18 protein-coding genes are annotated in these 19,236 nt (G+C 72.2%); 4 read left to right on the top strand and 14 right to left on the bottom strand.

Going from position 1 to position 19,236, the window contains the following annotated elements; genetic code table 11:
* Nucleotides 1–40: 40 nt before the first annotated feature.
* From JIG36_RS06375 to JIG36_RS06350, 6 genes are all read right to left on the bottom strand, one after another.
* The gene (locus JIG36_RS06375; RefSeq protein WP_203375111.1) at nucleotides 41–814 is read right to left on the bottom strand and encodes an alpha/beta hydrolase; all 774 of its coding nucleotides are present in this window, start codon (nucleotides 812–814) and stop codon (nucleotides 41–43) included.
* The gene (locus tag JIG36_RS06370) at nucleotides 811–2,172 is read right to left on the bottom strand and encodes a flavin-containing monooxygenase (RefSeq protein ID WP_307872593.1); all 1,362 of its coding nucleotides are present in this window, start codon (nucleotides 2,170–2,172) and stop codon (nucleotides 811–813) included. The genes JIG36_RS06375 and JIG36_RS06370 overlap by 4 nt, the downstream gene beginning before the upstream one ends.
* A gap of 75 nt (nucleotides 2,173–2,247) precedes the next feature.
* Nucleotides 2,248–2,931: an endonuclease/exonuclease/phosphatase family protein gene (locus JIG36_RS06365; RefSeq protein WP_203375110.1), complete on the bottom strand. Its 684-nt coding sequence runs from the start codon at nucleotides 2,929–2,931 to the stop codon at nucleotides 2,248–2,250.
* Complete coding sequence (locus JIG36_RS06360) at nucleotides 2,931–3,881, bottom strand: ROK family glucokinase (protein ID WP_203375109.1); 951 nt, start codon at nucleotides 3,879–3,881, stop codon at nucleotides 2,931–2,933. The genes JIG36_RS06365 and JIG36_RS06360 overlap by 1 nt, the downstream gene beginning before the upstream one ends.
* 14 nt (nucleotides 3,882–3,895) lie before the next feature.
* The gene (locus tag JIG36_RS06355) at nucleotides 3,896–4,996 is read right to left on the bottom strand and encodes a hypothetical protein (RefSeq protein WP_203375108.1); all 1,101 of its coding nucleotides are present in this window, start codon (nucleotides 4,994–4,996) and stop codon (nucleotides 3,896–3,898) included.
* A gap of 24 nt (nucleotides 4,997–5,020) precedes the next feature.
* Nucleotides 5,021–5,470 (bottom strand): SRPBCC family protein, encoded by a 450-nt coding sequence (locus JIG36_RS06350; RefSeq protein WP_203375107.1) that lies wholly within the window; start codon nucleotides 5,468–5,470, stop codon nucleotides 5,021–5,023.
* A 90-nt stretch (nucleotides 5,471–5,560) separates the two neighbouring features.
* Here JIG36_RS06350 and JIG36_RS06345 point away from each other — a divergent pair, with 90 nt between their 5' ends.
* Together JIG36_RS06345 and JIG36_RS06340 are read left to right on the top strand one after the other, a co-directional pair.
* Nucleotides 5,561–7,243 carry a GAF domain-containing sensor histidine kinase gene (locus tag JIG36_RS06345; protein WP_438870700.1) on the top strand — a complete coding sequence of 561 codons (1,683 nt, stop codon included), beginning with the start codon at nucleotides 5,561–5,563 and terminating at the stop codon, nucleotides 7,241–7,243.
* Between the two features lie 7 nt (nucleotides 7,244–7,250).
* Entirely contained in the window at nucleotides 7,251–7,919 is a 669-nt protein-coding gene (locus tag JIG36_RS06340) for a response regulator transcription factor (RefSeq protein WP_020512124.1), read from the top strand.
* 62 nt (nucleotides 7,920–7,981) lie between these two features.
* On the opposite strand, the gene JIG36_RS06335 is transcribed toward JIG36_RS06340, so the two are convergent.
* Together JIG36_RS06335 and JIG36_RS06330 are read right to left on the bottom strand one after the other, a co-directional pair.
* Complete coding sequence (locus tag JIG36_RS06335; protein WP_203375106.1) at nucleotides 7,982–8,395, bottom strand: DUF4395 domain-containing protein; 414 nt, start codon at nucleotides 8,393–8,395, stop codon at nucleotides 7,982–7,984.
* Between the two features lie 59 nt (nucleotides 8,396–8,454).
* A complete protein-coding gene (locus tag JIG36_RS06330) occupies nucleotides 8,455–8,958 on the bottom strand; it encodes a MarR family winged helix-turn-helix transcriptional regulator (protein WP_203375105.1) in 504 nt (167 codons plus the stop codon).
* A gap of 68 nt (nucleotides 8,959–9,026) precedes the next feature.
* Between JIG36_RS06330 and JIG36_RS06325 the strand changes: the two genes are divergently transcribed.
* A complete protein-coding gene (locus tag JIG36_RS06325) occupies nucleotides 9,027–10,262 on the top strand; it encodes an MFS transporter (RefSeq protein WP_203375104.1) in 1,236 nt (411 codons plus the stop codon).
* A 25-nt stretch (nucleotides 10,263–10,287) separates the two neighbouring features.
* Here JIG36_RS06325 and JIG36_RS06320 read toward each other — a convergent pair whose 3' ends face one another.
* The 6 genes from JIG36_RS06320 to JIG36_RS06295 all read right to left on the bottom strand — a co-directional run bounded on the left by JIG36_RS06320 (nucleotide 10,288) and on the right by JIG36_RS06295 (nucleotide 17,295).
* Nucleotides 10,288–10,890, bottom strand: coding sequence for a TlpA family protein disulfide reductase (locus JIG36_RS06320; RefSeq protein WP_203375103.1), 603 nt, complete (start codon nucleotides 10,888–10,890; stop codon nucleotides 10,288–10,290).
* 51 nt (nucleotides 10,891–10,941) lie between these two features.
* The gene (locus JIG36_RS06315; protein WP_236046039.1) at nucleotides 10,942–12,729 is read right to left on the bottom strand and encodes an ABC transporter ATP-binding protein; all 1,788 of its coding nucleotides are present in this window, start codon (nucleotides 12,727–12,729) and stop codon (nucleotides 10,942–10,944) included.
* Between the two features lie 424 nt (nucleotides 12,730–13,153).
* Nucleotides 13,154–14,278 carry a glycosyltransferase family 4 protein gene (locus JIG36_RS06310; RefSeq protein WP_203375101.1) on the bottom strand — a complete coding sequence of 375 codons (1,125 nt, stop codon included), beginning with the start codon at nucleotides 14,276–14,278 and terminating at the stop codon, nucleotides 13,154–13,156.
* Nucleotides 14,278–15,531 (bottom strand): M48 family metallopeptidase, encoded by a 1,254-nt coding sequence (locus JIG36_RS06305; protein WP_203375100.1) that lies wholly within the window; start codon nucleotides 15,529–15,531, stop codon nucleotides 14,278–14,280. The genes JIG36_RS06310 and JIG36_RS06305 overlap by 1 nt, the downstream gene beginning before the upstream one ends.
* Before the next feature lie 55 nt (nucleotides 15,532–15,586).
* Entirely contained in the window at nucleotides 15,587–15,808 is a 222-nt protein-coding gene (locus tag JIG36_RS06300) for a hypothetical protein (RefSeq protein WP_203375099.1), read from the bottom strand.
* Between the two features lie 116 nt (nucleotides 15,809–15,924).
* The gene (locus tag JIG36_RS06295) at nucleotides 15,925–17,295 is read right to left on the bottom strand and encodes an NYN domain-containing protein (protein WP_203375098.1); all 1,371 of its coding nucleotides are present in this window, start codon (nucleotides 17,293–17,295) and stop codon (nucleotides 15,925–15,927) included.
* A gap of 104 nt (nucleotides 17,296–17,399) precedes the next feature.
* On the opposite strand from JIG36_RS06295, the gene JIG36_RS06290 reads away from it, so the two are divergent.
* Entirely contained in the window at nucleotides 17,400–19,199 is a 1,800-nt protein-coding gene (locus tag JIG36_RS06290) for a DEDD exonuclease domain-containing protein (RefSeq protein WP_203375097.1), read from the top strand.
* Nucleotides 19,200–19,236: the final 37 nt, after the last annotated feature.

The following is a 19,236-nucleotide window of genomic DNA, read 5'->3' as shown; positions in this document are numbered from 1 at the left end:
TGGGCCCCTCCGCAGCCCCATCTCAGTTATGAAACAGGCCTTAGCTCTTTAGCTCCTTGCCGAGCCAGTCGAGAACGGCCTCGATCGGCTCGGCCCAGGCCACGTCGAGCATCAGGTCGTGGCCCATGCCCGGAAAGAGCAGCGGCGCACCGCCATAGCGGGTCGCCGTGCGGTCGAGCGAGGTGCGCGGCACGACCCGGTCGTCGGGGCTGCCCACCACGAGCACTGGCGGCCCCCCGACCGGGCGCGGCGCCGGGTCGTGCGTGACCAGTTCGCGGCGCGGGCGCGCGTCGATGCGTCCGAGCAGCTCCCGGGCGCGTTCCTCGGGCAGCTCGGGGCTGAACAGCTGCTTGCGGCTCAACCGCAGCCGGCCGCCGACCATCGCGGGCAGCGTGCCGAACGGGTTGGCCCGCAGCGCCGCCCCCAGCGTCGGCCACCCGTCCATCACGGGTGCGGCCAGCACCGCCGCCTTGGCCGGGTAACGACCCATCGCGTACGCCACCACGAGTGCCCCGGCCCCATGACCGATGAGCACCGTCTGGCGCGGCAGCGACGCCGCCACCTGCACCACGTCGTGCACCTGGACCCGCAGGTCGCTTCCCGGCCGCGGGGTGAGCGCGTGGGCCGCGAAGCCCCGGGCCGCCGCGGCGGGCAGCCAGTGCTCGGCGAAGGCCCACGCTCCGTGACCGAGGCCGGGCACGAAGAGCAGCGGCGGCCGGGCGGCGTCGGTCTCCTCCGTGATCGAGACGACTTCCCGCTCGGCCGGCGGAACGGGGTCGGTCCAGTCGGCGAACCGCAGCAGGTCGGACTTCACTTCGACGGCTCCATCTCGCGCAGAAGGCCCTCGACGGCCCGCAGGTAGTCGGCGTGGTCGACCTCGAACCAGTGCCGGGACGTGGGCACCACCCGCCGCCGCGACCAGCTCGCGATCGGCCGGGTCGACTCCTTCTGCTGCACGGCGGTGGCGCGCTCCGGATCGGTGACGCGCAGCCGCATCCAGCGGGCGACCGCCACGCTCTGCCAGTGCGCCAGTGGGAACAGCCCGAAGTCGGCCTGCACCAGCCCCACCACGGCCAGTGTCGGGTGCTGGCGGGCGAACGTGTGCAGGTGCAGGTCGGGGCGGCCGTTCTCGCCGATGTCGAGCAGCTCGGGGGCCAGGAACTCGAAGCGCGGGCGGTAGCCGGTCGCGGTGATCACGAGCTCGGGCTCGATGCGGCGGCCGTCGGCCAGCACGGCCGAGGCCCCGTCGAACTCCGTCACGTCGGGCACCGGCTGGATCCGCCCGTGGCCCAGGTAGTACGGGAGCTGGCTGTTGACGATCGGATGACTCTCGTACGGGCGGTGGTCGGGCGCCGGCAGGCCGTAGCGCGTCAGATCGCCGGTGGTCAGCGCGAGCGTCCGGCGATAGATCCACTGCCGCAGGCGCAACGGCAGGCCGAGCTTGAGCATGCGGTCGTTGACCTGGTCGGCCGGGTGTCCGAGCACGTACTTGGGGGCGTACCAGTAGCCGCGGCGGGTCGAATGCCAGACCGTGCTCGCCTGCTGGGCCGCCTCGACCGCGATGTCGCAACCGGTGTTGCCGCCGCCGATCACCAGCACCTTGCGCTTGCGCAGCTGGGCCGGGTCCTTGAACTTGGCCGAGTGGATGAGCTGGCCGCTGAACTCGCCGGGGATCTTCGGCTTGAGCGGCGCCCAGTTGTGCCCGTTGGCGACGACCACGCCCGCGTAGCGCTGCACCCGCGACGAGCCGCCGCCGGTGGACTGGGTGGTCACGTCCCAGCGGCCGTCGCCGACCGGCACGACCGAGACGACCTCGGTGCCGAACCAGACGTCGCTCTCCAGGTTGAAATGCCGGGAATATCGCTCCAGATAGGACAGCACACGCTGGTGGTCCGGATAGTCGGGCCAGCTGTCCGGCATCGGGAAGTCGGGGAACTCGGTCAGCGGTCGCGAGGAGATCAGGTGGGTGCCCGCATAGACCGGACTGCGGTCGTGCCGCCAGTTCCAGGCGCCGCCCACCGACGTCTCCCGCTCGTAGCAGTCGACCTCGAAGCCGTGCTCGCGCAGGTTCTTGATCGCGGCGAGACCACTGGCGCCGGCCCCGATGACGCACACGGCATCGTGCCGGTCGGCGACGTCTTTACGGTCAACGATGTCGGGAGTGTCGGGCACCCGGCGATATTGCCAGAACCCGAGCCTCACTCGGAAGGGCGGATGCAGCCTACGTTGGCGGGCATTCCGTACGGGTCAGCCGTCGTTCGACGGCAGCCTCAGATCCACGACGACGGGAAGATGATCACTGGCGCGGCGGGCCCGGTCGGAGTCGGCCACGTCGTACTTCTCGATGGTGATGTCCGGGGTCACGAAGACGCCGTCGATCCGCCGGTTGGGCAGCGTCGCCGGGAAGGTCAAGGGCGCTTCCCCGTACGAGGTGAGACCGTCGGAGACCGTGCGCCACGCACCCCCGCCCGGCCCCTCGTTGAGGTCGGCGGCCGCGATCACCGGGCCGTCGACCCGGCTCAGCTCCTGCTTCCACAGCGCCGCCTGAACGGGCCGCTCGCCCGGGTCGGTCGCCAGGTGGGAACCCGAGACGGTGAACGAGCCCCCGTGCACCGAGCCACGGGCGAAGGCGGCCCCGCGCAGATGCCGCCCCGGGGTGAGCGGGTAGCGCATGCACCACGTCTCGTGCACCCGCACCCGCAGGCTCACCAGCAGCAGGTTGCCGAGGGAGGGCAGACCACCCTCGGCCACCACCATGCCCAGGTCGTCGGCGAGGGCCGCGCACTTGTGCCGCCAGCGGAACCGGCGCGGCGCCTCCTGCACGACCAGCACGTCGGGTGCCAGGTCGCGGACCAGCCCGACCAGGGCGGCCCGGTCGTCCTTGAGGCCGTGGACGTTGTAGCTGACCACCCGCAGCGAGGGACCGGCCATCAGATCCGTCGCGCCAGATCGGCCGCGCCCACCACGCCCGCGGTGTTGCCCGTCTCGGCCGCGTGCACCTCGGCGACCGGGAAGCGGCCGCGCTGTTTGAGCTGGTCGCGGTACGTGTTGCGGGTCGGGGCCATGAGCAGTTCGCCCGCCTCGACCACGCCGCCCCCGACGACGAGGATCTGCGGGTCGAAGCTCTGGGCCAGGTCGGCCATCGCGACGCCCAGCCAGTAGCCGATCTGACCGAACGCGTCGCAGGCCACGCCGTCGCCGGCCTGGGCGGCCTCGGTGATCTGGCGGCCGCTGATCGCCAGCGGGTCACCACCGGCCAGTTCGAGCAGCTTGGCGGCCCGCTCCGGCTCCTGCCGGGCCCCGGCCCGGGCGAACCGGACCAGCGCGTTGCCGCTCGCGTACTGCTCGAGGCAGCCGAGCCGGCCGCAGCCGCAGGGGTGGCCGTCGGGCACGGACTGGATGTGGCCCAGCTCGGCCGCGATGCCGTTGGCGCCGCGCCACAGCTTGCCGTTGAGCACGATGCCGCCGCCGATGCCGGTGCCCACGGTGATCATCACCATCGAGTCGTCGGCCTCGCGGGCCACGCCGTAGCGGAACTCGGCCCAGGCCGCCACGTTGGCGTCGTTCTCGAGCACCGTGGGCAGACCGACGGCCTTGCTCACGTAGTCGCGCAGCGGCTCGTCCCGCCACGCCAGGTTGGGGGCGAACAGCACGGTCGCGCCGGGGGCGTCGATCCACGCCGCAGCGCCGATGCCGACGGCCGTGGCCTGCGGGAACTGCTGCGCGAGCTCGGCCGCCACCTCGACGATGGTGTCGCGGGTGCCGGCCGGGTCCTCGGCCGGCGTGCTCCGGCGGTTCGAAGCCAGCACCGTGCCGTGCTCGTCGACCACACCTCCGGCCACCTTCGTGCCGCCGACGTCGACTCCGATGGTCAGCGTCACGCTGCCCCGTCCCCTCAGTTGTCCCTTTGCTGAGCGTCGCCGTCCCGGGCGTCGTCGCCCGGGCCACCGCCACCCTCGTCCCCGGACGCCTCGGCGCCCGCAACATCATGATCCACGGCGTCCCCGCCCGCCACAGCGGCAACACCCGCATCGGCGGTCGCCGCGGCCCAGACATCCAACCTTCGAGCCGTACGCTCCCCGCGCCCCGCCCGCCCGGCAGTGTTCCCGGTCTCGCCCCCACCGGCACCGCCCGCCCCGCCCGAGGCACCCGCACCGCCACCGGCCGGGCCCGCGCCGCCCGCCGCGCCCGCGTCCGCACCGCCTGCCCCGGCTGCGGCTTCCTTCACGGCCGCGTCACGCCGGGCCTTCGCCAGAGCCGCCGCCTCGGCGACCCGCCGCTCGGCCTCGGCCGCCGCCCGGAGCGCCGCCGCCTTGCGTTCGGCCAGCTCAGCCGCGTGTTCCCGGGCTACCTCAGCCGCGCTGGTCGTCGTCGCCGCCGACCAGGGGTCGTCGCTGGTGGCGCTTCCGAACAGCCCGGCCCGCCCGGGGCTTCGCTCCGGCCGATCCGTTTCGCCGCCGCCCGCACCGCTCATCGTCTTCCCGGACAAATCCGATTTATCCGTCGAATCGGGAAGGTGGCTCGAGCCGGCGAGGACGCCGCCCGAGGACGCCGTGTCGCCAGCCGCCAACGCGTCACCACTGCCGGCTTCCACCGCCGCGGCGGCGCGCTCGGCCTCGGCGGCGTTGATGGCGGCCGACCAGGCGGCGTCGGCCGTGTTGCTGTCGGCCCGGGTCGCGGCCGACCACGTCTGGTCGGCGTTGCCGGGCTTGGCGGGAGCGGGCGGAGCCGGCTTCGGCTTCTCCCCCACGATCGCCGAGACCGAGCGCAACAGGCTCGCCACCGAGCCCGCCAGGTCGCTCGCGCTGCCGGCCAGCCGGGCCGCCGTCTCGGGCTTCGGGTCGCGCATGGCCGCGATCGCCTTGCACACCGGGCACACGCAGCACTCGGCATCACCCGTCGCCCAGCGGCGGTCGTTGAAGGCCTGCCCCGCGACCGCCCTCGCCAGAACCGTGGCGACGAGCCGCTCGGCTTCTTCCCGTGCCGATCCGGCCATGACAAACCTCCCGCTGCGCTCGACTCAGCTCTGCAGGCTCTCGACCCGGCGTTTGAGCTGCTTGAGCGCCGTGTCCATGATCATTTTTTCGGCTTTGCGGCGGAACATGCCCAGCATGCCGATCGAGAGCTCCACCTCGAGTGTGTACGTCACCGTGGTGGTGCCGTCGGCACCCTCGACCAGGTCGTAGGAGCCGCGCTGGGACTTCTGGGTCTTCGAGGGCTCGATCAGGTGCCACTCGACACGGGAGAGGTCGTCGGCATACGCGTATTCGAGGGTGTAGTCGTCGGCCATCACCCCGGCGTCGATGACAAAACGGACGCGGTAGGCGTAGCCGTCCTCATATTCCTCGAGGACCTCCACCTGCTTCATCGCCTCGGCCCACTCGGGATAGCGCGGGAAGTCGCTGATCACCGCGGCCACACGGTCGAGGGGCGCATGGACCTGGATCGACTGGGTCGAGGTATCCGCCATGCACGGAGGCTACCTCCCGCCTGCGACATTCCCGGCGGCCGGGCCAGGCACGACGAGCCACCGGGCGGGTGTGCGGCTACCATCCCTCAGGTGCCGGTGCTAGCCAGTGTCTCCGCGCGCGTCCTACCGCTCGCGGTGGCCGCGCGCATCGTCATGCTCGCGCTGGTCGCAGCGCTCACCCTGGTCGTCACCGGCGAGCCGGTCCAGCTGCTCTGGATCGCGCTGCTCGCCGTTTCGGCGCTGCCCGCGATGATCGCCCACGACCATCCGCTCTTCGCCCCGCTGGGCCGCTTCGCCGAGGTCATCGTCACCGGTCTCGCGGCCGGCTCGATCGCCTCGGCCGCCATCGCCAACGACACATTGGACGCCGGCTTCGGCGCGTGGGCGGTCCTGCCCTACCTGGCCGTCCCGTTGCTCACCGCGGCCCTGCGCCGCCGGCCCACCGAGGGCGCGGCGCTGCTCGGAGTGGCGGCGGTCGCCCTGGTGGTCGGCGGCACGCTGGTCGGCGACGTCATCACCAAGCCCGGGTTCCTCGCGGCCGGCGGCCAGTGGCTGGTGCTCGGCGCGATCATCACGTTCGCGGCCGACACGATGCGCCAGTTCATGCAACCGACGGAGCCGACCCCCCAGCCGTACGCGGAAGCCACTCGCCTGCTCACCCAGCTGCGCAGTGTGGCGCGGTCCCTGCCCGGGGCCACGCTGGATCCGGGTGGCATCTCCGAGCACCTCCTCGAGGAGTTGCGCCTCGTCAAGCCGTCCGACCGGGCGGCCGTGCTGTCGGCCAGCGGCGGCGGCCGGCTCGTCGTGCTGGCCCAGACCGGGGTCGAGCGCGTCGACTGGGAGGTCACCCTCGACGCCGACTCCGCGATCGCCGACGCCTGGGCCAGCCAGCAGCCGCAGGTCGCGAGCCGTTCGCAGGCCCGTTCCAGCCGCCGCGGCGACACCTCGTCGCTGGTCGTCCCGCTGGTCGCCGGCGTGCGCACGATCGGGCTCGTGATCCTCGAGAGCGATGTCGCCAACGCGTACCCCAAGGAAACCGTGGGCGAGGTGACCTGGGTGACCGACGCCGCCGCCCTGCGGCTCGAGGCCGCCCTCCTCTTCGACGACGTGCGGTCGCTGGCCACCAACGAGGAACGTCAGCGGCTCGCCCGCGAGATCCACGACGGGGTCGCGCAGGAGCTGGTCATGGTCGGCTACGGCATCGACAACGCGCAGGCCACCCTGCCGGAAGGTGCCGAGGAGACGGCCGAGGAGCTGCGGGCCCTGCGGGCCGAGGTGACCCGCGTGATCACCGAGTTGCGCCTGAGCCTGTTCGAGCTGCGCTCCGAGGTGGACCGCAACGGTGGCCTGGCCGCCGCCATCGCCGAGTACGCACGCACGCTCGGCACCTCAGCGGGCCTGCGCGTGCACTTCACGTTCGACGAGTCGACGGCTCGCCTGCCCGCCGCGACAGAGGCCGAGCTGCTGCGCATCGCCCAAGAGGCGATCACCAATGCGCGCAAGCACGCCGGAGCCTCTAATCTGTGGGTTACCTGTACTGTCGACCCGCCCTACGCCGAGATCGAAGTCTCCGACGACGGACGGGGATTCGCCGACGACCGCCCGGACGGTCGTTACGGTCTGACCATCATGGCCGAGCGGGCCGAACGGATCCGGGGCCGATTGAAGATCACGCCGCGACACCCCAGCGGGACAACCGTTGCCGTAGTGCTCGGATCCCCTGCCAGGCGCGATAGCGTGCGGGATAGCGTTTCCGCTCCAGAAGGGGAGTAACCCGAGCATGTCGACCAGTCCGGCGCCGACTACGCGCACCAAGGTCCTCCTTGTTGACGATCATGACTTGATTCGTAAGGGGCTGCGACACGCATTCGAGCGCGACCGTCAGTTCGAGGTCGTCGGCGAGGCGGCCACGGCGGCCGAGGCGGTCCGGCAGGCCGGCGCCCTGCAGCCCGATGTCGTGATCATGGACCTGCGCCTGCCCGACGGCAGCGGTCTCGAGGCGACCAAGGCCCTCCGCAAGAACAACGCCAACATGGGCATCGTGGTGCTCACCATGTACGCCGGTGACGACCAGCTGTTCGGTGCCCTGGAAGCCGGGGCCAGCGCGTTCGTGCCCAAGACGGCCCCGGCCGACGAGGTCGTGGCGGCCGCCCGGCACGCCGCGTCCGCCCCCAGCGCCTTCACCGCGGCCGACCTGGCCGAGGCCATGAAGCGCCGGCTCGCCCCCTCGGGCCCGCAGCTCTCGCCGCGCGAGGGTCAGGTGCTGCGCCTGCTGGCCGACGGCATGAGTGTGGCCGGCATCGCCAAGCAGCTGTTCGTGTCGGAGTCCACGGCCAAGACCCACATCTCGAAGCTCTACGAGAAGCTGGGTGCCGCCAACCGTGCGCAGGCCCTGATGACGGCGCTGCGGCTCGGACTGCTCGAGGCCCCCGACGCCCCGAAGTTCTAGCCCTCACCTTCCCCACGACGTCAGCGCCCGGTCCCCCCACCGGGCGTGTCGTGTTTCCGGGGTCAGACGTTCCGGGCGGTCATCCGCCTGATCGCCAGGTAGGCCTCGCACCCCAGGCACAGGCCGAACGCCGCGTTGAGAAACGCCGCCAGCAACCCGAATGCGGTGAAAACGACCCCGAGCGTCGTCACCCCGGAGAGGTACCCGACACTCGCGACAGCCATAAAGCTAAATCCGACTAACTGCGCGAAGCGTACGGGTGGAGCGGGTTCGCGTTCGACCGGCGGCCCCAGCCGAGGCAGCAGAAGAGCACGATAAATGGACGCATAAGGGCCACGCCGCGGGTCGCCCGCCGTGATCGCGAAGACGACCGCCTGCGCCAGCGCCAGCCAGCCCCATCCGGTCGCCAGCACCACGACGAGGACGACGCTCGTCACCGTGGCCGCGAACCGCTGCCCGCGGGGATCCAGTTCCATCCCGTCAGAGTCGCATTCACCAGCACTTTTGCCGCCCCCTGACCGGAGTGAGGGGCATCTCAGCCCTCGAGGTCGAGAAGGACCTTGCGCAGCAACCCGTTCAGCTGGATCAGCTCCTCGTGCGAGAGCGCCCGCAGCAACCGCTGATCGCGGGCCATGCCCTCGAAGATGTATTTGCTCCACATCGCCCGCCCGGCGGCCGTCGGCCGGATCAGCACCCGCCGGCGGTCGGTCTCGTCGTTCTCGCGGGTCACCAGCTCGGCCGCGACCAGACGGTCGAGCCGGCTGGTCATCGCGGCCCGGGTCACCTTCGACGCCTCGGCCAGCTGCGCGGGGGTCGCCTCGATCGGCCACGGCTGGATCATCAGCACGTGCAGGGTCTTGTAGTCCTCGAAGGTCAGCTCGCGGGCCTCGGCGAACGCGGCGGCGTCGGCCCGGCGGGCCTCCCGCTGGATGTAGTTCATCCGCACCAGCGCGCCCTCGACCTCGGGGGCGAACGCCGGCTCGTCCTTCCAGAACGCCGCCCACCGGGCCACATGGTGGTCGACGCTGTCCTGATCCATGATCCCCATTCTGCCACCATCTGACTTTTCGATTGCTAATAGTTAGATGGTGAACTAGTTTTCCGGTCATGCGGATCTCCGATTTCCGGCTCCTCGCCGCCGGGCAGACCCTCTCGTGGGTCGGGAACGGCTTCCAGACCGTGGCGCTTGCCGTCGCCGTCGTGCTGGCCGGCGGCGGCGCCGGCGACCTCGGCCTGGTCATGGCGTCGTCGATCGTCGCCCGGCTCGCCTGCACCCTGTTCGGCGGTGTCTGGGCCGACCGTCTCCAGCCGCAGCGGGTCATGGTCGGCTCCGACCTGGTGCGGCTGCTCACCGCGGTGGCGATGGCCGCGATGTTCGCCGGCGACGGCTACCACCTGTGGCTGCTCTGCGCCCTCGCCGCCATCTCGACCGGGGCCGCCAGCTTCTTCGACCCGGCCTTCGGCGCGCTGCGCCCGCTGCTCGTCCCGGTCGAGAAGCGTCAGTCGGCCAACGCGACCCTCAGCATGCTCCAGACCGGCAGCCAGGTGGCCGGGCCCGCGCTCGGCGGCGTGACCGTCGCGGCGTTCGGTGCGTCGGCCGGCTTCACCGTCAACGCGCTCAGCTTCCTCGCGTCGATGGTCGCCGCGCTGCTGCTGCGCGTACGGGCCGAGCGTGGCCCCCGCGCCTCGATGATCGGCGAGCTGGCCGAGGGCTGGCGCGAGATCAGCAAGCGGGACTGGCTGCTGGGTGGCCTGTTCGGAGCGACCGTCTACCACATCGCCAACGGCGTGATCCTGGTCCTGGTGCAGGTGGTGGCGATCGAACGGCTGGGCGGCCCCTCGGCGGCCGGTTTCATCGCGGCCGCCGAGGGACTGGGCGGCGTGCTGGGCGCAGCCGTGGCGTTGCGCTTCAAACCGCGCCGGCTGCTGCGGGCGGGCTGGCTGACGTTGCTGCTCATGCCGCTGTGGGCCCTGGCCTACGTCTGGCCGGCCGAACTGATCGCGGTCATCGCGGGCGCGATCATCGGCTACGCCGGCCTGATCTACTTCGACGTGGCCTGGGAGACGGCCATCCAGGACCACGTTCCGCAGCGCATGCTGGGCCGGGTCTCGTCCTGGGACTACCTCACGTCGTTCCTGGCCATGCCGGTCGGCAACGTGCTGGCCGGGCCGCTGGCCGACGCGTACGGCACCAACAAGGTCCTGACCGTGTGCGCGGCCGTCCTGTTCCTGTCGGCCGCCGTGCAGTTGCTCATCCCGGGGGCCCGCCGCCTGACCCGCGTCCAGCCGGCCACCGCCGAGCCCACCCGCCCGCCGGAACTGGCCGGGACCACCGGCACGTAAAGGTGCTTTCCCGCCGCGGCGGGGCTCAGAGCACCTCGCCCAGGGCCGCGATCAGCTGGGGCTTCGCCGGAACTCCGGTGGCGCGCCGGCTGACGCGGCCCTCGGCGTCGAGCACGAGGAGCGTCGGCGTACGCCAGATGCCGAGCGCCCGCACCGCGTCGAGGTGGCTCTCGGCGTCGACCTCGACGTGCTGCACGCCGGGCACCATGGCCGCGACCTCGGAACTGACCCGCCGCACGGCCCGGCAGGGCGCGCAGAACGCCGACGAGAACTGCAGCAGGGTGGCCTTCGCCTCGCCCACGCCCAACTCCTCCAGCAGCGCGGCGTCGAGCCGCTGACCGGCCGCACTCGGATCGGTTCCGGAATCCTCGATCACACCCGGTTCCTCCCGCTGGTCGGCCACGAACGCGGCGGGCTCCGAGACTACCGCCGGAACAGTCGCGGCCGAGTCCGCCGCCACTGCCCCTGACGCGGGTGCCGTGAGCGAGGGATCCGGCCGAGGAGCAGCCGAGCCGGGCGCCTGCGCGGAGACCGGCCGCAAATGGCCATCGACACGACGACGCCACAGACCGACGGCGAGGCCGATGACCAGCACCGCGACCACCGCGCCGATACCTACCGGATCCATGGGACAACTCTGTCACGACCGGCGGGCGGCGGCGAGAGCAGGCGACGCGGCTCACGCCGACTGGTAGGCACTGGCCTGCAGCGTGAACATCTGGGCATAGATCCCGCCCGCCGCCATCAGCTCGTCGTGCCCGCCCTGTTCGACGACCGCGCCGTGGTCGAGCACATAGATCCGGTCGGCCTCGCGCACACTGGCCATGCGATGCGTGATCAGCACGACCGTACGGCCCTCGGCCAGCTCCCGCAGCCGCTGGTAGACGTCGTGCTCGGCCCGGGCGTCGAGGTTCGCGGTCGGCTCGTCACAGATCAGCAGCGGCGCGTCCCGATAGAACGCCCGGCTCACCGCCAGCCGCTGCCACTGCCCACCGGAGAGGTCGGCGCCGTCGATGAAATGACGCGACAGCATCGTCTCGTACCGGCGCGCGAGCTCCATCACGAACTCATGCGCGTCCCCGGCCCGCGCCGCCGCCTGCACCTCGGCCTCGCCACCGGCCCGGTCGTGCCGCCCGATCGCGATGTTCTCGCGGGCCGAGAAGGGCCAGCGCGTCGGTTCCTGCATGACAACCGCGACCCTTTCCCGTACGGACTCAGGATCGAACCCGGCCACATCGGCGCCGTCCCACATCACGCGTCCCGCCTGCGGCCGGTACAGCCCGGCGAGCAGCGCCGCCAGCGTCGACTTGCCCGACCCGTTCTCGCCGACCAGCGCGATCACCTCTCCACGGCGCAGGGTGAGGTCCACATCCCGTACGGCCGGTCTCTCCGCGTCGGGATAGCTGAACGTGACTCCCCGCAGCTCGATCCCGGCGAACGACGGCGGCGCCACCCCGCCCGGCTCGGGTTCGGCCCGCGCCTGGGACAGGTCGCAGAAACCCTGGAAGTCGGCGAAGTAGAGACCCTGCTCGAAGATCTGCATCGCGGCCAGCGCGATCTGCCGGAGCTTCCCGATGCCGAGGTTGATCGCGTACGCCGCCGCGCCGCCCACGGCCAGCTCCATGCGCCCGGTCCAGAGGAGCCACAACAGCGTCCCGTACGTCAGTCCGGTCGCCACCGCACCGAGGGCGGCTCCGACGAGGGTGGTGCGGACCTGGCGGTGCGAGACCCGGATCTCCTCGTCGGCCGCGATCGTCAGCAACTTGCGCACCTCGGCCAGCAGGAACGAGCGCAGCGTGAAGGCCCGCAGTTCGGGCGCCGACTCCCGCGACGCCAGCAGGTCGGCCAGCATGTACTTGCGCCGCCAGACCGCGATGAGCCGCAGGTCCCGGCGGTGGCCGAGCCGGGCCGACCGCACCGCCGCCCAGCCGACCGGCACGGCGGCGAGCACCAGCAGAGGCAGCAGCACCGGGTGCAGCACGGTGAGCACGCCCGCCGCCGCGACCAGCCCGATCAGGTTGGTGATCAGCTGGATCGCCTGGTTGACGAGCTGCCCGGCCGCGTTGGGGCCGCGGGCGTCGGCCCGCTGCAGGGCGTCGCGCCAGGCCGGATCGTCGAACGTGGACAGATCGACCCGCGTGGTCAGGACGAGCAGCCGCATCTCGGCGGCCTGCGTCACCCGGGGCGTGAGCCGCCCGTTCGCCGCGGCGGCGGCCGAACCGAGCACACTGCGCGCCGCCCCGGCCCCGACGAGCAGGAGCAGCGAGGGCAGCGCGGCACGCACGCGTTCGGGAGTAGGTCCCTCGCGCAGCAGGCCGTCGAGCACACCGACCACGCTGATCATCCCGACCGCATCGGCGGCACCGGCCGTGATCTGCAGCAGCATCACCGCCGCGGTGGCCCGCGGGTCGGCCCGCCAGGCCAGCAGCCACGCTTCGCGAAGCAGCCGCGGCAGCCGCAGCGCCATTCTCAGAAAGCTGGTGTTGGCTGCTTCGTCGCTGCTGGCCAGCCAGTAGGGAACCGCCAGCTCGTCCCCGGTGAACTCCGGCTCCCCGTCGGCCCCGGTCCGCCCATCAGCAGGCCGCTCCTCAGAAGTCGGCCGCCCGCCAGAAGCGGGCCCCTCAGCGGCGGGCCGCTCTTCAGAAGTGGGCCGCCCGCCAGAAGCTGACCCCTCAGCGGCGGGCCGGTCGTCGGCAGATGGGGCGTCAGCAGTCTTGGTGTCATCGGCGTCGGGCATCGGCGTTTTCCGCTCGGCGTCACCACGGGACAAGCCTTTCCTACGCCACAGTGACATTGCGCGTCCATCCGATTACAGAGCTGCCACCTCACGCCGCCCACCCGCCGCCGCATGCCAGGCGCCCATCCCGCCCTCGCGGACCGGGCCGGCCCGGCTAGCTGTCGAGCAGGCGGGTCAGGCGCGACGCCTGAGCCTCCCAGCGCCACTCCTGCTCGACCCACGCCCGCCCGGCGGCACCCATCGCCTTGGCCCGCGCCTCGTCGGTGAGCAGGTCGGTGAGGCGGGACGCGATCGCGGGCACGTCGCGGCCACCCACCACATAACCCGTCTCACCCTCGCGCACGGCGTCGGGCGCGCCACCCGAGTCACCGCCGACGACCGGCAGGCCGGTGGCCGAGGCCTCCAGATAGACGATGCCCAGCCCCTCGACGTCGAGCCCGGCGGCCCGGGTGCGGCACGGCATCGCATAGACGTCACCGGCCGCATAGTGGGCCGGCAGTTCGGGCCAGGGCACCGAGCCGGTGAAGACGACGTCCTTCTCCACGTCGTGCTCGCGGGCCAGGCGTTCGAGCGTTTTCCGGTACGGGCCCCCGCTCACCAGCAACAAGGCGGCCCCCGGAACGCGGCGGCGGATGGTCGGCAGCGCCCGGATCAGCATGTCCTGCCCCTTGCGGGCCACCAGGCGCGAGACGCACACGATCACGGGACGGCCGGTCAGCCCGTGGCGGGCCCGGACCTCGCTGCCGTCGACGCCGGGGTGGAACGCGTCGACGTCGACGCCGGGCGCCAGACGCTCGAGCGAGGTCAGCCCGTGCAACGCCCGGTCGAGGCGGCTGCGCTGGTATTCCCCGAGGTAGGTCACCACATCGTTGCCACGGGCGATGCGCCGCAACGCCCCCCGCGCGCCGGGCAGGGCGGCCCAGCCGATCTCGTGGCCATGGGTGAGGGCGACCGCGCGGGTGATGCCGGCCCGGCGGCGCAGCCCCTCGGCGAGCAGCCCGAGCGGGGCCGCGGCCCCGAACCAGACCCGGTCGCAGTCGTGCTCGCGGGCGATCTCGGCCGCGCGCCGGGCGACCGCGGGTGTCGGCAACAGGATGCCGGTCTTCTCGCGGATCACCTCGAACGGCTGCTCGGCGTCGAACTTCTCGGCCCCGCGCCAGGTCGACGCATAGACCACCACCGAGCCCGGCGGCTGGCGCACGGCGAGGTTGTGCACGAACTGCTGGATGCCGCCGGGGCGGGGCGGAAAGTCGTTGGTGACCAGCAGGGTGCGCCCCATCAGCGCTCGCCCCGGGCGAAGGCGCGGGCGGCGGCCATCCGTTCCACCGTGGACGGGTGTGAGGCGAACATGGTGTGCTCCCAGGCGGGCGGATCGGGGTCGGACAGGTTGACCGTGCCGAGGCGGCGCTGCATGGCCTCGAACGTGGCCGGGTCGCCGGTGAGCACGAGGGCGTGCTCGTCGGCGCGGGCCTCGATGCGCCTCGACACGTTGGCCTGGGCCGGCCCGGCGATCAGGCCCGCCAGCGTGACCAACGCGAGAAGCAGGCCGATGGCACGCGGCTCCCCCATCGAGTCGACGCCGGCCCGGTCGAGCAGCCATTGCCAGGAGCCGAGCAGAAAGAGCGCGATCACGGCGGCGGCCGTGCCCAGGGCGCCGAGGATCGTGCCGGTGAGGACGTCGCCGTCTTTGGCGTGACCCAGCTCGTGGGCGGCGACCGAGACCACCTCGGCCGGCTCGGCCTCGGTGAGCATCGTGTCGTAGACGACGATGCGGCGGGTCGGGCCGAGGCCGGAGACATAGGCGTTGACGGCTCTCGTACGCCGGGACGCGTCGGCGACCAGCACGTCCTTCACCGGTACGCTGTCACGGGCCGCCAACTCGATCAACTCCGTACGCAACGGGCCGTCGGCCATCGGCGTGAACTTGTTGAAGACCGGCTCGACCAGCACCGGCAGCACGAACGAGAGCAGCACCACGAGCCCGGCCGCGCCCACCGCCCCGATCGCCCACCACCAGCGCGGCGCGAAGTGGGTGACCGTGTAGAACCCGGCCAGCGCCAGGCCACCGATCACGGCCCCGACCGCGAACCCCTTGAGCAGGTCGACCGTCCACGCGCCCCACGACTGGGTGGAGATGCCGTAGCGGACGACGATCGTGTGCCGCCAGGCGGCGAGCGGCAGCGTGACCACCTCGGCCACCAGCACGACCGCGAACCCGCCGAGCACGGCCTGGGCCAGCCAGTGGCCGCCGAACGGACGGCCGGCCTGGGTGACCAGCCAGGCGCCGATCGGGGTGAGCCCGATCACCAGCGAGACGATCAGGGTCAGGAGCATCGAGGCATAGGACCCGGGTCGCAGCTCGGCGTGGAACTCGCGGGCCCGGGCCACCTGGTCGCGCGGGAGCTGCCCGAGGGCGGCCAGCTGGTCGGCGCGCGGCGCGGGCGGGCGGTGCCACGGGATCGTCTGCCAGGCGACGAGGACGAGCACCACGAGCAGGACCAGCAGCGTGCCGGCCGCCCAGACCCGATTCATCGTCCGCTCCTCAACACCGGCACTGACCGTGACCGCCCATCCTAGAGAGTCGTGATCACGCCACGTGACGGCCTCGCGGATACATCGGGACCACCACCGGCGGCTCGGGCGTCTCGAGCAGCTCGACCTCGAAGCCGGCCAGCTCGAACACCTCGATCGCCTGAAGCTCGCCGGGAGTCAGGTCCTTGATGCCGTCGGGCGTGCTCAGCAGGGCGCCCACGACGCACCCGCGGCACTCACGGGCCGTCTTGTCGCAGCGACCGCAGTCGATGATCATCACTCCTCCTCCCCGGGTGGCGGCGCGACGTCAACGGGGGAAGCACCGTCGCGGACCGACCACCATCGGTGACACAAAGCTAGGGCGGGGGTATGACAAAAATTCGAAACCGCAGGTCAGGAGCGGGCCAGCCGGCGCAGCAGCGAGTCGGCCCCCATCGGATACGCACCGTGGCGGCGGACGCCGTCGGCGACCTCGCGGTCGGAGGAGATGACCACGATCGGCCGCCCGGCCGGCTCGCCCCGCACGAGCTGACGGATCAGCTCGTCGGCGGTGTCGCCCTTGCGGGAGAAGAGCACCCGGACGCCGCGCGGCGAGGGCGGCAGGCCATGCACCCGCTCGGCGCCGTCGAAGACCACCGTCACCTCGTCGCCGGTCTGGGCCGCGATGCCGCCGAGACCGGTGATCAGGCGTTTGCGCTGTTGCTCGAGCGACATGTCGGCGAAGCCGCGCTTGGTCACGTTGTAGCCGTCGACGACCAGGTGGGCCCGGGGCAGGGCGAGCAGCTGGTCGAGCCGGCCGGGGTCGTCGGTGTCCTGCGCGCGGGCCTGCGAGCGCTCGGGCGAGCCGGGACGGTCGGCCACGGCGTCGGCCACATAGTCGGCCGGCATCTTGTCGGCCGGGTTGAGCGCGAGCTCGCGACGCAGCCCGGAAGCGGCCTGGCCGATCGTCTCGATCAGGAGCCAGAGCCGGGCGTCGTCGGCCGCGCGCGCGTCCTTGGCGGCGGCCTTGCCGGTGGCGGCCAGCGCCTCGGCCTCGGCCAGGCGGGTCTTGAGCCGGCGGACCTCGGCGTCGTGGTCGGCCGCGACGCGTGACGCGCGCCCCTTCTCAGTGGCCAGCAGGTCACTGGCGCGTTTCTGGGCGGCCTGGGCCTCGCGCAGGGCCTTGCCGGCCGAGCGGGCCTCCTCGCGCACCTGGCCGAGCTCTTCACGGACCCGGGCCAGCTCGTCGCGCAGCTTGTCGGCCTCGACCTTGGCCACCGTGCGGTCGTGCTCGGCCCGGACCGCGCGCTGCTCGGCGTCGCGCACCTGGTGGGCCACGGCGGCGCTGTCGGCCTCGGCCTGCACGGCCTGGCCGGCCTGCTCGATCAGGGCGCGCCAGCCCTCGGGGCGGGCCAGATAGGCCAGGGCGGCCACCTCGACCGGGTCGGCCGCGCCCGGGGGCCGGCCGTCGACGACGGCACTGCCCAGGTCGCCCGCGTCGGCCACGATGCGGCCACTGATGCGCTGACGGAACAGCGGGTCGGCGGCGAGCTGAGCGGCGATCTCACGACCACCCAGGCGGGCCCGGCGGTTGGGGGCGAAGCGGGCGACGCGGCGCATCTGCACCGGCATCTCGTCGGCGGGCAGACCCGGGAGGGCGGCGGCGGCCAGAACGGTCACCCGCTGGCGGACGGGCTCGGGAAGCACCGGTTCCGGGGCAAACTCCTCATCCTGGACAGCCGCCTCCTCCTCGGGGCGGTCGCCGGACGGCAGGAGCTCTGACATCTCCCCATTCTCCCACCGCGGGCTGCGGAAAAGCTTGTCGAAGCAAGTGATCTTTTCAGGAGCGCCGCGAGTTTCTGTCATACCCCCTCTCTAATCTCCCCGCCGTGGCACAACCGGCATATGTCCAGGGCACTCTGGACACCCTCCTCAGCGCCGACGGGTCGGTCGACCCGGCGGCGCTCTCCCTCGCCGACACCACCTTCGTGGTGCTCGATCTCGAGACGACCGGCGGCGCGGCCGACGGCGCCGGCATCACCGAGATCGGCGCGGTCAAGGTTCGGTCCGGCGTCGAGCAGGGCGTCTTCGCGACCCTGGTCAACCCGGGTGAGCGGCTGCCGCCGTTCATCACCGTGCTGACCGGCATCACCGAGGCCATGCTGGCGCCGGCCCCGCCGATCGAGACGGTGCTGCCGAGCCTGCTCGAGTTCCTGCGGGGCGCGGTGCTGGTGGCCCACAACGCGCCTTATGACGTGGGCTTTCTCAAGGCGGCGTGTGCCCGCCACGGCTACCAGTGGCCCAACCCCCGGGTGCTCGACACGGCCGCCGTGGCCCGCCGCGCGCTCACCCGCGACGAGGTGCCCAACCGCAAGCTCGGCACGCTCGCCCAGTTCTTCCACGCCACCGTCCAGCCCACCCACCGCGCGCTCGACGACGCCCGGGCCACCGTCGACGTGCTCCACGGCCTGATCGAGCGGCTGGGCAGCTTCCGCGTCCACACCCTGGGCGACGCCATCGAGTTCGCCAAGGCGGTCACCCCGACCCAGCGCCGCCAGCGCCATCTGGCCGACGACCTGCCCCACGTGCCGGGGGTCTACGTCTTCCGCGCCGCCGACGACCGCCCTCTTTATGTGGGCACGTCCAAAGACATCAAGACCCGCGTACGCAGCTATTTCACCGCCAGCGAGAAACGCGCGCGCATCTCCGAGATGCTGGGGGCGGCCACCCGGGTCGAGGCCGTCGAGTGCGCCCATCCGCTCGAGGCCGAGGTCCGCGAGCTGCGGCTCATCGCGGCCCACTCCCCGCCCTACAACCGCCGTTCGAAATATCCGGAGCGGGTGGTCTGGCTCAAGCTCACCACCGAGGCCTATCCGCGCCTGTCGGTGGTCCGCTCGCTGGCCGACGACGACGCGGCCTATCTCGGGCCGTTCTCGTCGCGCCGCACGGCCGAGCTCGCCGCGGCCGGGGTCTACGACGCCGTCCCGCTGCGCCAGTGCGGCCACAAGCTGTCGGTGCGCACCCCCACGCCCGCGTGCGCCCTGGCCGAGCTGGGCCGGTGCCCCGCGCCGTGCGAACACAAGATCACTCCGGAGGATTACGCGACGACCGCCGCGCTGCCGTTCCGCAACGCCATCCACGGTGACCCGTCCCAGGTGGTCGACGCCCTGATGGAAAGAATCGAGGCGCTGTCCGACAAGCGCCGCTACGAAGAGGCGGCGGTCCTGCGCTCGCGGCTCATCGCGCTGCTGCGGGCCACCGTCCGCATGCAGCGATTGTCCGCTTTGACCCGTCTGACCGAGATCGTGGCGGCCCGGCGCGACACTGTCGGCGGCTGGGAGATCACCGTGGTCCGCCACGGCCGGCTGGCCGCCGCCGCCACATCGCCACCCCGCGAACACCCGCGCCCCACTCTCGACGCGGCCCGGATGACCGCCGAAACGGTCCTACCCGGACGCGGCCCGGTGCCCGCCGCCTCGGCCGAGGAGACCGAGCGGATCCTGGCCTGGCTCGAGCGGCCCGACACCCGCCTGGTGGAAACTTCCGGCGACTGGGTGTCACCGGTTCGTGGCGCGGCGCGCTTCACCTCCCTGCTCAACCGGGCAGAAGCCGCAGCTTCGGGCAAAGACTCGTCCGTTCGCTCATCCGTAACTGACCGTTCGGATGACGCTCGCTCGCTTAGGCTGTAAGGCAAGTGAAATCTCCGGCCTGGTTCGCGGGGCTTCA

Origin of the sequence: Paractinoplanes ovalisporus (genome assembly GCF_016834655.1) — a bacterium.
GTDB classification, from domain to species: domain Bacteria; phylum Actinomycetota; class Actinomycetes; order Mycobacteriales; family Micromonosporaceae; genus Actinoplanes; species Actinoplanes ovalisporus.
This window is presented reverse-complemented; position numbering and strand designations above follow the sequence as displayed.